This is a genomic window from Streptomyces sp. NPDC058308, assembly GCF_042880275.1.
Classification (GTDB): Bacteria; Actinomycetota; Actinomycetes; order Streptomycetales; family Streptomycetaceae; genus Streptomyces.
Map to the genome: position 1 here is coordinate 508013 of NZ_JBHVZA010000002.1, position 12835 is coordinate 520847.

The 12835-nt window shown below is 72.9% G+C and carries 13 protein-coding genes and 1 riboswitch; of the genes, 7 read left to right on the forward strand and 6 right to left on the reverse strand.

From position 1 onward, the window contains the following. Window positions 1-186, reverse strand: a riboswitch (cobalamin riboswitch). A gap of 18 nt (window positions 187-204) precedes the next feature. Continuing rightward, window positions 205-681, reverse strand: coding sequence for a VOC family protein (locus ACFVYL_RS04915; RefSeq protein ID WP_389712881.1), 477 nt, complete (start codon window positions 679-681; stop codon window positions 205-207). Continuing rightward, on the reverse strand, window positions 678-1547 hold the full coding sequence (locus tag ACFVYL_RS04920) for a helix-turn-helix domain-containing protein (protein ID WP_389712882.1): 870 nt from the start codon (window positions 1545-1547) through the stop codon (window positions 678-680). The genes ACFVYL_RS04915 and ACFVYL_RS04920 overlap by 4 nt, the downstream gene beginning before the upstream one ends. A gap of 216 nt (window positions 1548-1763) precedes the next feature. Between ACFVYL_RS04920 and ACFVYL_RS04925 the strand changes: the two genes are divergently transcribed. Further along, complete coding sequence (locus ACFVYL_RS04925; protein WP_389712883.1) at window positions 1764-2894, forward strand: haloacid dehalogenase-like hydrolase; 1131 nt, start codon at window positions 1764-1766, stop codon at window positions 2892-2894. 9 nt (window positions 2895-2903) lie between these two features. Here ACFVYL_RS04925 and ACFVYL_RS04930 read toward each other — a convergent pair whose 3' ends face one another. Continuing rightward, the gene (locus tag ACFVYL_RS04930; protein WP_389712884.1) at window positions 2904-3875 is read right to left on the reverse strand and encodes an asparaginase; all 972 of its coding nucleotides are present in this window, start codon (window positions 3873-3875) and stop codon (window positions 2904-2906) included. Window positions 3876-3934: 59 nt separating this feature from the next. Between ACFVYL_RS04930 and ACFVYL_RS04935 the strand changes: the two genes are divergently transcribed. Beyond that, window positions 3935-4729, forward strand: a complete 795-nt coding sequence (locus ACFVYL_RS04935; protein WP_389712885.1) for an alpha/beta hydrolase — start codon at window positions 3935-3937, stop codon at window positions 4727-4729. 45 nt (window positions 4730-4774) lie between these two features. On the opposite strand, the gene ACFVYL_RS04940 is transcribed toward ACFVYL_RS04935, so the two are convergent. After that, window positions 4775-5782, reverse strand: coding sequence for an alpha/beta fold hydrolase (locus ACFVYL_RS04940; RefSeq protein ID WP_389712886.1), 1008 nt, complete (start codon window positions 5780-5782; stop codon window positions 4775-4777). 94 nt (window positions 5783-5876) lie between these two features. After that, entirely contained in the window at window positions 5877-6185 is a 309-nt protein-coding gene (locus ACFVYL_RS04945; RefSeq protein WP_389712887.1) for a hypothetical protein, read from the reverse strand. 168 nt (window positions 6186-6353) lie between these two features. Between ACFVYL_RS04945 and ACFVYL_RS04950 the strand changes: the two genes are divergently transcribed. From ACFVYL_RS04950 to ACFVYL_RS04970, 5 genes are all read left to right on the forward strand, one after another. Further along, the gene (locus ACFVYL_RS04950; protein WP_389712888.1) at window positions 6354-6722 is read left to right on the forward strand and encodes an arsenate reductase family protein; all 369 of its coding nucleotides are present in this window, start codon (window positions 6354-6356) and stop codon (window positions 6720-6722) included. Window positions 6723-6883: 161 nt separating this feature from the next. Further along, entirely contained in the window at window positions 6884-7354 is a 471-nt protein-coding gene (locus ACFVYL_RS04955) for a hypothetical protein (RefSeq protein WP_389712889.1), read from the forward strand. A gap of 147 nt (window positions 7355-7501) precedes the next feature. Further along, entirely contained in the window at window positions 7502-8530 is a 1029-nt protein-coding gene (gene glnII / locus ACFVYL_RS04960) for a glutamine synthetase (protein ID WP_389712890.1), read from the forward strand. Window positions 8531-8810: 280 nt separating this feature from the next. Then, on the forward strand, window positions 8811-9380 hold the full coding sequence (locus ACFVYL_RS04965; RefSeq protein WP_389712891.1) for a winged helix-turn-helix domain-containing protein: 570 nt from the start codon (window positions 8811-8813) through the stop codon (window positions 9378-9380). An 83-nt stretch (window positions 9381-9463) separates the two neighbouring features. Next, window positions 9464-10450, forward strand: coding sequence for an NAD-dependent epimerase/dehydratase family protein (locus tag ACFVYL_RS04970; protein WP_389712892.1), 987 nt, complete (start codon window positions 9464-9466; stop codon window positions 10448-10450). Between the two features lie 63 nt (window positions 10451-10513). Here ACFVYL_RS04970 and ACFVYL_RS04975 read toward each other — a convergent pair whose 3' ends face one another. Beyond that, window positions 10514-12703: an MMPL family transporter gene (locus ACFVYL_RS04975; protein ID WP_389712893.1), complete on the reverse strand. Its 2190-nt coding sequence runs from the start codon at window positions 12701-12703 to the stop codon at window positions 10514-10516. Window positions 12704-12835 lie beyond the last annotated feature (132 nt).

The window sequence follows — 12835 nt, forward strand, 5'->3', positions numbered from 1 at the left end:
TGTGCGAGCGGAGGCGCCAGCAGGTCTTCGGACTCGGGATCGACCGGGCGGGGCGCCTTCCCGGGCGTCCGGAGACATCCAGTGGCCGTGGCCCCGCCCGTCCCCCTCACCGCTGCGCGTCAGTTCCGGATTCGCACCGGATTCCCTGGCCCAGGTGTGGGTTTGACTGGCTTGCGCAAGTTATCACGCACCTGTCACACGCCCTCACGTGGTCGGCGCGGGCCTCGGCTCGCCGCGGTAGGTGCCGAACGACCAGCGGTTTCCCTCCGGGTCCTCGATGCCGAATTCGCGGCTGCCGTACGGCTTGTCCTCGATCTCGGCGGTGATCTTCACGCCCGCCCCGGTGAGGCGGCGGTACAGGTCGTCCACCTGGGCGGTGACGACGTAGGCGCCCGCGGTGCCGGGTTTGCCGCAGGTGGCCGCGGCCTCCGGGTCGTACGAGCCGAGCATGACGCCGCCGCCCTCGGGCCAGTCGAGCTGGGCGTGGGCGACGCGGCCCCCGTCCTCGTAGACGGCGGTGCGCAGGAAGCCGACGGTGTCGACGAGGAAATCGATCAGCGCGGGGGCGTCCTGGGCCTGCACGCCCGGCCAGACGGCGGGAGGGGGTGTGGCGAGGTGCTCACCCGCGGCGGGGGTCGGCTCGGAGTTCGGGTTGGATGTGGTGTGCGGTGTGGTGTTCATGTCTTCGAGTCTTCGCCCTTGCCGTGCGCCCCGGCTTGGATATTCCGGCACTCTTCGGCCAGCCAGTGGGTGGGGCTCGCCCCGGTGTACTGCCGGAAGTCGCGGACGAGGTGCGAGTGGTCGTAATAGCCGGTGTCGGCCGCGACCCGGGCGAGGTCCGGCGGGGCGCCCGCCGCGACGGCGCGGACCACGGTGGCCTTGGCGTGCTGGAAGCGCATGAGGCGCGCCGCCTGCTTGGGGCTCAGCCCGGTCTCGGCGCGGAACAGCGCGGTCAGCCGGCGCTCGCTGAGCGCGACGTGCCGGGACAGGCCGCCCAGGGTGCCCGCGCCGCGGTGCCGGGCCAGCCAGGCCCAGGCCTCGGCGACCTCGGGGCGGACGGACCCCGCGGCGCGGTCGTCGGACGCGAGCCGGCGCAGGTAGGCGGAGAGGTGGGCGAACCGGTCCGCCCAGGTGTCCAGCTCGCACAACCGCTCCCGGACGTCGGCGGCGCGGTCGCCGAACACGTCGGTGCCGTCGACGACGAGCTGTCCGGTCAGGCCAGCGGCGGGCACACCGAGGAGGGCCCGGGCCGCCAGGGGATGCACGGCGAGCTGGATGCCCGCCTCGTGCTCGGGCTGTACGACGTACGCCGGGCTCTGGTGCAGGCCGCCCACCACGATCTCGGTGCGTGCCGCGTCCGGTCCTGTCGCCCGGTCGGGGGTGGCGCCGGTGGCGATGGGCCCGTCCAGCGAGAAGATCACCGTCAGATACGGCGAGGGCAGGCCCCGGTGCAGTGCGGGGCGCTGTCCCGCGGTGCGGTAGCCGACCGCGGAGACGACCATGCCGTCGAGCCGCGGCGCGGCCCTGACGAACTCACGGGAGCCCATGGAAACCAGTATGCGCGGTGGGTCCCGAGCGGTCGCGGTGACGACGGCGGGCCGGGGCGGGCCGGGCGTCCCCCTCCGCTACCCGGGTTCACTTTCCCCATGCCCCCCGGGCGCGGTGACTTCGATCATGGGAAATGGCCGCCGATCCCCATAGCATTGCCCGCCGCTCCGGACGGGGCCGCGCATCGCTCTCAGGAACGGCAGGGACGTCACACCATGGCAGTACGGGCAAAGAGCAAGCTGGCCGTCATCGGCACCACGGGCGCGCTGGCCGCCGCCGTCCTCGCGGGCAGCGCGCTGTGGCCGACGGGCGAGGCGAGCGCCGCCGACACCTCGGCGGCCACCGCCCGCGAGCTGTCGCACTGGCCGAAGCCCGTGGCGAAGCAGCTCGGCAAGGTCATCGCGAAGAACGACCACAAGGGCGCGTACGCGGTCTTCGACGCGGACAACACCACGTACCGAGGCGACCTCGAAGAGGCGCTGCTGCCGTTCCTGGAGATGAAGGGCGTCCTCACCCGCAAGACGATGGACCCGTCCCTGAAGATCATCCCCTTCAAGGACAAGCCCGGTCACAAGGAGAGCCTCTACAGCTACTACCTGCGGCTGTGCGACGTGGACGACCAGGTCTCCTACCCCTGGGCCGCGCAGATCTTCTCCGGCTTCACGCTGAAGGAGCTCAAGGGGTACGTCGACGAGCTCCTCGCGTACAAGAAGCCGATCCCGGCCGAGTACTACGAGGACGGCAAGCTCACCAGGACCGAGGTGAAGCCGCCGGAGTTCTCGCGCGGCATGCGCCAGCTCTACGGGACGCTGCGCGCGCACGGCGTCGAGGTGTACGTGGTCAGCGCGGCCAGCGAGGACCTGGTGCGCATGGTCCTCGCGGACCCCAAGTACGGCTACGGCGTGAAGCCGGAGAACGTCATCGGCGTCTCCATGCAGCTCAAGGACCGTAGGACCGGTGCGGTGACCAGCTCCCGCAAGGAGATCGCCGAGGGCCGCTTCGGCGAGAAGGACCGCGCGAAGCTCGCGAAGCGGGAGCTGACGCCGAACCTGTGGGCGCCGCTGACCTGGTACGAGGGCAAGCCCGCGGCGATCAACACCTACATCGACGAGTGGAAGAAGCCGATCCTCGCCGCCGGTGACACCCCGTCGAGCGACGGCCCGATGCTGTTCCACTCCGCCGACGTGGACCGCGGCGGCGTGCGCGTCTGGGTCAACCGCAAGGACTCGTACATGAAGCAGCTCGACGGGATGAAGAAGAAGAACGCCGCCCGTCAGCGCGAGCTCGGCCAGAAGGTGACCGCCGACAAGCGGTGGCTGACGGTCACCCCCGACCAGATCGGCTAGGCACCTGGTTCAGTTCGCCAACGTGCGGAAGGCGTCGGCCACTTGGGCCCGGCCGGCGCCGTCCGCAAGGAGTGCGTGCAGCAGGAGTCTGGCCTTCGGCGCGTCCAGCGGGCCCGCGGGGAGCAGGCCGCGCCCGAGCATGTCGTACTCGGAACCCGGGCCCTTGTACGTCTCGCTGAGCAGCGGGCCCGCGCCGGTGCGGGAGGCGAGGACCACCGGGATACGGGCGGCGAGCGCGGTCAGCGGTTCGACGAGCCAGGTGGGGACGTGGCCCGCGCCGAAGGCCGCCACGACCAATCCGCCGAAGCGGTCGTCGACGGCTTCGAGGAGTTCGCCCCGGTCGCCGAGCGCGAGCGTCACCAGGGCGACCCGGGCCGGACCGCGCAGGCTCAGCGGGCGGGCGACTGTGGGCCCCGCCGGGCGGAGCAGGACGCGCGGCCTGCCCTCGACGACCCGGCCGAGCGGGCCCGCGCCCGGTGACGCGAAGGTCGCGATCGACGTGGTGTGGCACTTGCGCACGTGCCGGGCCGCGTGGATCTCGTCCGCGAGGACCGCGAGGACGCCGAGCCCCGCGCACCCCGGGTCCGCGGCGACGGCGACCGCCGCGGCCAGGTTCGCCGGGCCGTCGGCGCCCGGCAGGTCGGGGCGGCGCATCGCGCCGGTGACCACGACGGGGGTGCGGGGCGCGCAGGTGAGGTCGAGGAGGAAGGCGGTCTCCTCCAGGGTGTCGGTGCCCTGGACCACGACAACGCCGTGCCCCGCGGCCGTCGCCCCGTCGACCCGCTCGGCGAGGGCGGCCACGTCCTCCACCGTCAGCGAGGAGCTGGGCAGCCTGCGGACGTCGTGGACCTCCACCTCGACGCCGGGCGGGATCGCGCCGGTCGCCGCGAGGACCTCGGCGCCGGTCAGCCGGGCCGAACCACCGCCACCCCGCGCGGAGATGGTGCCGCCGAGGGTGAACACGGACACGGTCGTCGCCATACGCCTCATCTTCCCGTGACGCGCCCCACGGCTCGGGGGCCCGACCGAGGATAGGCGGCATGACTCAGGACTCCGTCGCCGCACCCTCCACCGAATCCGCGCCCGCCTCTCGAGCATCCGCCTCCTCCCCGCCCGCCTCCTCCCCGTCCGCCTTCTCCTTCGCCTGTGACGGCGAGACGCTCAGCTGCTCGGAGGCGGTGCCCGGCGCCGTACGGGACCCCGCCGTCACCGTCGTCCTCCTGCACGGCGCGGGCACCGGCAGCAAGGAGCGACTGGCCGCCCTCCAGGCCGACTTCGCGGCGCGCGGCTGCCGGGCGCTCGCGCTCGACTTCTCCGGGCACGGCGAAAGCACCGGCGCACTGCGGGAGTTGAGCCTGCGACGGCGGTTCGAGCAGGCGGCCGCGGTGGTCGAGGCGCGGGCACCCGGCTCCGAGGAGCTGGTGTTCGTCGGGTTCAGCATGAGCGGGCAGACCGTGGCGGACCTGGTGGCGCACTTCGGCGCGCGGGTGACGGGCATCGGCCTGTGCGCGCCCGCCGTGTACGCGGCGGCGGCCTGGCCGCTCCCCTTCGGCGACGGCGGCGGCCGCTTCACCGAGATCATCCGTACGCCGGGCCGGTGGCGCGAGTCCGCCGCGCTCGACACCTACCGGGACTTTCCCGGCCGTGCGGTGCTCGTGGTGCCCGGCACCGACGCGGTGATCCCGCCCGAGGTGACGGCGGCCCTCGGCGAGGCACTCGCGACCCGCGCACGGTTCACGCGGCTCGAACTGCCGCAGGCGGACCACGCGTTGGGCGCCTGGCTACGGGACCACGCGGCGGACCGGCGCCGCCTCGTCGACGCCCTGCTCGGGTGACGCGACGCGACCGGGCCGCACGGCGCCCGCGTCAAAGACAGGCTCTCAGCGGTCGGTGGCCGCCGTCGCCGTCACGCCGGACGTCTCCTCGTCGGCCGTCCACGCCGCCACCCGCTTGGCCAGCGTCGCGCCCGCCCGGGTCCACGCGAAGTGGTCGAGGCGGCGGCCCGCCTCCTGTGTCGTGTAGGGGCGGCGGGTGAGACGGGCCCGCGGGACCTTGCCGAGCAGGTGGTCGAGAGCGGTGGCGGGGGCGTAGCCGTCCTGCTCGACGGAGACCGCGAGCACGGGCAGATCCAGGTCCGCGAGGGCCGCTTCGTAGTCGAGCGCGGAGCCCTTGGCGCGGTAGCGGCCGGTGCGCACCTGCCGTGCCCAGTCGCGCATGACGCCCTTGGGCTGGTCGCCGCCGAAGCCGAGCCGGGTGCCGGGCCAGCGGCCGAGCACGGTCGCCGTGACGGTGATCAGGAGCTGGACGAGGAACAGGCCGGGGCCGTGCAGCGGGCCGAACGCGCGGTACCAGACCGAGCCGGCGGCGACGAGCGCCACTCCGTCCACGCCGGGTCCGCCCGGGCGACCCGGGCTTCCCTGCGCCACGGCCGCGTACACCAGGCCGAGCTGGCCGCCGAGGCTGTGGCCGAGGAGGTACAGGGGCGGTTCGGGGCCGAGCTCGCCGCGGATCGCCGCGACGACCGCGGGGAGGTCCTCCTCGACGATGGCGCGGTAGCCGTGGTCGAGCGCTCCGCGGCCGGTGCCGCCGGGGGCCGACTCGCCCTGGCCGCGCAGGTCGACGGTGAGCACCGTAAGACCGGTGAGCACCGTAAGACCCTCGTCGTGCAGCTGGCGCGCGAAGCGGCGGTAGTAGCGGGCGGCGGTGCCCATCGCGGGCAGGATGAGCACCGCGGGGGCCGGGGGCGGACCCGGCGCAGGACCCGAACCCGACGGAAGGAAGCGTTCCGGTGCGGGGGCGCGCAGGCCGCGCACCGGAAGGCGGGCGCCGTCCGGGAGTTCGGCGGTCATCAGGAGCGGCAGTTCGCCGACGGGGTCCGGCAGGGTCATGGGGCACAGCATGTCCCATCGCGCACGCAACCGCACAGGCCCATGCGGAAACGGGCCCGCGGCGGTCAACTGCCGCCACGGGCCCCGCACTTGCTCAGCGGCTGTACCGCATCAGCGCCCGCACCATATGACAGGTGATGTCGGACGGCGGATGGATCCCGACATCCTCCGCCATGCGCCGTATGGTGCTGTTCTTCGCCTGGTTCGGCAGATAGACGCCGGAGTCGAGCAGGGCGATGGCAAGCCGCATCGCCTTGAGGCGACGGTTGTGGTTGACGTACCACTCGCGCGGGCGACCGGCGGGCAGCGCCTTCTTCTCCAGCGGTACGTACGGCAGGTCGATCAGAACGGGCTTCGGTACGGCCTTGGACACACGCTTCGATGTGAGTGCGGCAGCGGGCACAGGCATCCTCCTGTCGCGGTCAGGACCCCCCGTCGGGCGCCCTCGAACACTACTGTGATTCTACTGCGAGGCACTGACAATCGCCGCTGGCCAGACGGGCTTTGGGCTATTCGAACAGGCCCGTTCCGCGCCGCCCGGAACGGGTGGGGCGCGGGGTAGCGTACGGGCATGGAGATCTGGATCAACCCCGCCTGCTCGAAGTGCCGGAGCGCCCTCACGCTGCTCGACGCGGAGGGCGCCGACTACACCGTGCGCCGCTACCTCGATGACGTCCCGACCGAGGACGAGATCCGCGCCGTGCTCGACCGCCTCGGTCTCGAACCCTGGGACATCACCAGGACCCAGGAGCCGGAGGCCAAGGAGCTGAACCTCGCGGACCGCGAGGCCTGGCCCCGCGACGCCTCGGCCCGCGACCGCTGGATCACGGCGCTCGCCGGCCACCCGAAGCTGATCCAGCGCCCGATCATCACGGCGGACGACGGCACGGCGGTGGTGGGCCGCACGGAGGAGGCGGTGCGGGACGCGCTGTCGCGCTGAGAGCCTGTGTCACAGGCTCTGAGGACATGGGCCCGGCAGCGCGCGGTTGACCCCCGACCGATGACGGAAGTCCGGCAAACCGTTACATATGCCTGCCTAGCGTGGGGTGCTCACCGACCGCCGACCGGACGACGCGTCCGGCACACGGGAAGGAGCGCGCCGTGCGGAGCTGGATGTTCGGAGGCGTATACGGAACGGTCCTCGCCAGCGCGCTGCTCGCGGCGCTGCAGTCGCAGGGCGACGCCTACACGCCCTACTACGACGCGGCCTGGGTCATGGTGACCGCGGGCACGGCCGCCCTGGCCCACGGCTACGCGCACCACATGTCGACGCACCGGCCGGGCAGCGGCACCCACCGCTGGCGGCAGCTGGCCTGGGCGCTCGTGGACGAGTGGCCGGTGATCGTCGCCTGCTGGCCGACCGTGCTGCTGCTCGTCCTCGCCGGCGCCCTGGGCTGGCCCGAGAGCCGCGTCACCTACGGCGGGCTGCTCCTGAACGCCGGCCTCCTCTTCGCCTGGGGCACCGTCGCCGCGCTGCGGGTCGGCTACCGGCGCCGCTCGGCCGTCCTGATCGGCGGCGCCGACGCGGCGATCGGGCTCGCGATCGCGGCCGCCAACGCGGTCATCAAGTGACGTGGGCCACACCCGCCGCTGGTAACACGGGGTTCACGCAAGGGCAACGGCCGGGAAATCGCCGGTTGCCAGGCTGCCGCACATCACCACGGCACCGCAGCACCCGCACGTTCTGCGCCGTACCGAGCGTAATGAGGATGAGGCCCCGTGACCTTCAAGGCTGAGTACATCTGGATCGACGGCACCGCGCCGACCGCCAAGCTCCGTTCCAAGACGAAGATCCTCGGCGACGACGCGAAGGGCGCCGAGCTGCCGCTCTGGGGCTTCGACGGATCCAGCACGAACCAGGCCGAGGGCCACGCCTCCGACCGCGTCCTCAAGCCGGTCTTCACCTGCCCTGACCCGATCCGCGGCGGTGACGACCTGCTCGTCCTGTGCGAGGTCCTCAACACGGACATGACGCCGCACGAGTCCAACACCCGCGCCGAACTGGCCGAGGTCGCGGGCCGCTTCGCCGGTCAGGAGCCGATCTTCGGCATCGAGCAGGAGTACACCTTCTTCGAGGGCGACCGCCCGCTCGGCTTCCCCGTCGGCGGCTTCCCCGCCGCGCAGGGCGGCTACTACTGCGGCGTCGGCTCCGACGAGATCTTCGGCCGTGACGTCGTGGAGGCGCACCTGGAGAACTGTCTGAAGGCCGGTCTCGGCATCTCCGGCATCAACGCCGAGGTCATGCCGGGCCAGTGGGAGTTCCAGGTCGGCCCGCTGGCCCCCCTCGAGGTCTCCGACCAGCTGTGGATCGCCCGCTGGCTGCTCTACCGCACCGCCGAGGACTTCAAGGTCTCCGCGACCCTCGACCCCAAGCCGGTCAAGGGCGACTGGAACGGCGCGGGCGCCCACACCAACTTCTCCACCAGGGCGATGCGCGAGGGCTACGCCCCGATCATCACCGCCTGCGAGTCCCTCGGCGAGGGCTCCAAGCCGATGGACCACGTCAAGAACTACGGCGCGGGCATCGACGACCGCCTCACCGGTCTGCACGAGACCGCGCCCTGGGACGAGTACAAGTACGGCGTCTCCGACCGCGGCGCCTCGGTGCGCATCCCGTGGCAGGTCGAGGTGGAGCAGAAGGGCTACATCGAGGACCGCCGCCCGAACGCGAACGTCGACCCGTACGTCGTGACGCGGCTGCTCGTCGACACGTGCTGCACCGCCCTTGAGAAGGCAGGCCAGGTCTGATCCCGTGCGACCGCCGTCGACGGGGGCGCCCACCGGTTCTGGTGGGCGCCCCCGTCGCCATCTGATTCAATGGAGCCATGGGCAGCCACCGGATCACCGCGACAGGTCGTCATGACCTCGAGCCCTTCTGGCCCTCCCGGCAGCATCACGACTTCGACCGGGTGTGTTGCCGCGCGATGAACGCGCGGGCCCTCTAAAGCCGTTCACCGGCCTTCGCCTGACGCGCACGACGTACGTCTCGTTCTCGACGACTCCTTCGCGCGAAAGAGCTGATCCCACCATGGCGAACACCCGATCCTTCTCCGCCACCGCCCCCACCGCCCTCACCCCTCCCCCGGCGCCGGGCCGCGGCCGCCTGCGGGCCGTCGCCCCCGACGAGGTGGCGCAGATCTCCGACTTCCTGCCGCCGGGCACCACGTGGCTGCCCGCGCCGCAGCACACCCTGCCGACCCTGCCGGGGCAGCCCCCGATGGTCGGCTACCTCGTCCTCGTACCGGCGGGCCAGGAGCCCGTCACCGCCGCTCCCGCCCCGCCCGAGCCCCGGCCCGCCCCCGCCGCGGGGCCGGTCAGGATCGACGCGGGACAGCGCGCCGCCGAGGTCGACGGGCGCCCCCTCGACCTCACGTACCTGGAGTTCGAGCTGCTCGCGCACCTCGTCGCGCACCCCCACCGGGTGCACACCCGCGACCAGTTGGTGACCACGGTGTGGGGGTACGGGCACGTGGGCGACGGCCGGACCGTCGACGTCCACATCGCCCGGCTGCGCCGCAAGCTCGGCGCGGAGCACCGCAGGACGATCCAGACGGTGCGCCGGGTCGGCTACAAGTACGCGCCGCCCACTCCGCGCTGACCTGGGGCGCGGTACGGAACCTGGCTCTGCCGGGAGCAGAACCCGGTTTCCCCGGCGCGGGTTGTCGGGGCAGAGTCGCCCTCATGAGACTTCTGATGCTGGGCGGTACCGAGTTCGTGGGACGTGCGGTCACCGAGGCGGCCCTCGCCCGGGGCTGGGAGGTGACCGTCTTCCACCGCGGCCACCACGCGGCGCCCGAGGGGGCCACGGCCGTGCACGGCGACCGCACCGCCGAAGGCGGCCTCGCGGGGCTCGCCGAGGGCGAGTGGGACGTGGTGGTCGACACCTGGTCGGCCGCGCCCCGGGTGGTGCGGGAGTCGGCCCGGCTGCTCGCGGGGCGGGCCGGCCGGTACGTCTACGTGTCCAGCGGTTCCGTGTACAGCTACCCGGGCGAGGCCGGGTCCGACGAGAACTTCCGCCTGGTGGACGGCGATCCGGACGCGGAGGCCGTGAACTACGAGGTGGACAAGCGGGGCGGAGAGCTCGCCGCCCTCGCCGAGTTCGGAGCCGAGCGGACGCTGCTCGCGCGGGCCGGTCTCATCCTCGGCCCGTACGAGAACATCGGGCGGCTGCCGTGGTGGCTGAACCGGGTCGCGCGGGGCGGGCCCGTGCTCGCCCCCGGCCCCCGCGACCTGGAGATCCAGTACGTCGACGTGCGGGACCTCGCCGAGTGGATCCTGCACGCGGCGAGTGCCGGGCTGCACGGCCCGTACAACCTGGTCAGCCCGATGGGGCGGTTCACGATGGGGGAACTGCTCGACGCCTGCGTGGACGTGGCGGGGCCGGACGCGTCGCTGCGCTGGACCGCTCCGGAGACGGTGCTCGCCGCGGGCATCGAGCCGTGGACGGAACTGCCGGTGTGGCTGGCCCCCGGCGAGCTGCACGACACCATTCACCGGACGTCCTCGCACAAGGCGATCGACGCGGGGCTCGGGGCGCGGCCGGTGGCCGACACGGTGCGGGACACCTGGGAGTGGCTCCGGTCCATCGGCGGCGCGGCGCCGCAGCGGCCGGACCGTCCGGTGATCGGGCTGGCCCCCGAGAAGGAGGCGAAGGCGCTGGGCCTGTAGCGACGGCCGGGGCCCCGGTGCGGACGTTCCGCACCGGGGCCGCTTCGCGCCGGGCCGTCTTCGTCAACGGGCGCTGGACACCGGGGCGTTGGGCCGTCCGGGCCGCTGAGGGGCGGCCGGGGCTTCCTCCTCGTGGGAGACGGCCGGGAGCCGGCGCAGGGCGCGGGGCGTGTGCCAGTTGCGCTCGCCGAGGAGGCTCATCAGGGAGGGCAGCAGGATCATCCGGACCACCGTCGCGTCCAGGAGGACCGCCACGCCCAGGCCCACGCCCATCTGCTGCATGTCCTGCATGGACAGCGTGCCGAAGACCGCGAAGACCGCCACCATGATCACGGCCGCGCCGGTGACCGCGCCCGCCGTGCGCGTGATGCCCTCGCGGATCGCCGAGCGGTTGTCCATGCCCCGGTCGCGGAACTCGCGGATCCGGGAGACCACGAACACGTGGTAGTCCATGGACAGGCCGAAGAGGACGACGAGGACGAAGAGCGGCATCCAGTTCTCGATCGCGCCGGCCTTCTCCGAGCCGATCAGCTCCGCGCCCCAGCCGTACTGGAAGACGGCGGTCATGACGCCGTAGGCGGCGCCCACCGACAGCAGGTTCAGCGCGATCGACGTCACCGCGATCACCACCGAGCGGAAGCTGAAGAGCATCAGGAGGAACGTCACCGCGGTGATGAAGGCGAAGACCGGCACGATGCCCTTGCCGAGCTGGTCGCCGAAGTCCTCGGAGGCCGCCAGGTCCCCGCCCACGTACGCCTGGGCGTCCACCCCGTCGAAGGCCGCGGGCACCGTGTCGTCCCGCAGTTCGCGCAGGGCCTTCTTCGCCTCGGCGTCGGTGCCGTCGCCCGGCAGCGGTACGGCGATCTCCGCGACGCCCGCCGCCTTGTGGACGGTGAGTTCGGCGCCGTCGCCCGCCTTCCGCGTCAGCGAGCCGAGGGCGTCCCGCACCGGCCCGGCGTCGATGTCGTCGGCCTTCACGACCACCCGGGCGGGGGCCGGGCCGCCGGGGAACTTCTCGGTGATCTTCTTGTACGAGACGGAGAGCGGGGCGTCGGAGCCGAACTGCTTCTCCAGGCCGAGCTGTTCGGTCTTCATGCCGAGCGCGGGCGCGGCGAGGGCGAGCAGCAGGACGGCGGCGCCGACGGCGAAGAACTTCGGGCGGGCGAGGACGGGCTTCAGGACGGTGCCCGCGAAGCCGCCACCGGCGCGCACGCCCTTCTTGGCGCGGCGGCCCAGGAACGGGATGCGGCCGGCGTCGATCCGGTCGCCGAGCCCGGCGAGCAGCGCGGGCAGCACGGTGACCGAGCCGAGCATCGCCACGCAGACCACCAGGATCGTGGCGACGGCGAAGCCCTTGAAGAGGAGCAGACCGGACAGGAACATGCCCGCCATCGCGACCATCACCGTGAGGCCGGAGACCAGCACGGCGCGCCCGCTGGTGGCCGCGGCGATCCGCAGCGCCGTCTCGGCGTCCCGGCCCGCGGCGCGCTCGTCCCGCTCGCGCCGCAGGTAGAAGAGGCAGTAGTCGACGCCGACCGCGAGGCCCATCAGGAACATCACCGAGTACGTCGTCTCGAAGAGGTGCAGCTGATGGCTGGCCAGCGAGAGCAGCCCGAAGGCGGCCACGCACGCGGTGAGGGCGAGGCCCACCGGGAGCAGCCCGGCGACCACGGCGCCGAAGGCGACCAGGAGAATGCCGAGCGCCAGCGGCACCGCGGTGAACTCGGCCTTCTTGAAGTCGTCGGCGAGCAGGTCGGAGAGGCGCTTCTCGGAGCTCGCGTCGCCGAACTGGTGGACGGCGACGCCGTGTCCTGCCCCGTCCCGCGACGCCTTCGCCACGGCGTCGAGGACCGGCTGGACCCGGTCCGCCGCGTCCTTGGAGTCGCCCTTGATCTGGAAGCGCAGCAGTGCGTCCCTGCCGTCCTCGGAGGGCAGCGGCGCCTTGAGCCCCCGTACGTCACCGGTCGCCGTCAGCGCCTTCGACAGGCCGGCGGCCGCGTCCCGCCATCCGTCGGGGGCCTTGGCGGTGACCATGACCAACTCGCCCGCGGGTTCGTCGATGTCCGCGTCGTCGAGGATCTTCGTGGCGCGGGCCGAGTCGCCGACGCCCATCTCGTCGTCGGACGCGGTGACCATGCCGCAGGCTCCGCCGATGACCGTGGCGAGCACCACGAAAACCAGCCAGCCGATGACGGCCGCCTTCCGGTGGTGTGCGCTCCACACCCCGAGTCGTGCCGCGAGGTTCCGCCTCATGGCGATTCGCCCCCATCAAGTCTGCGTGTACGCGTCGGATAAGACGTGCTCCACGCTAGAAATCGGCGACCGCCCGCCCCAGCCGCCGGAGCCCCCTCTCGCCGGGGCACAGGGCGAGGCCCGGGGGTGTCG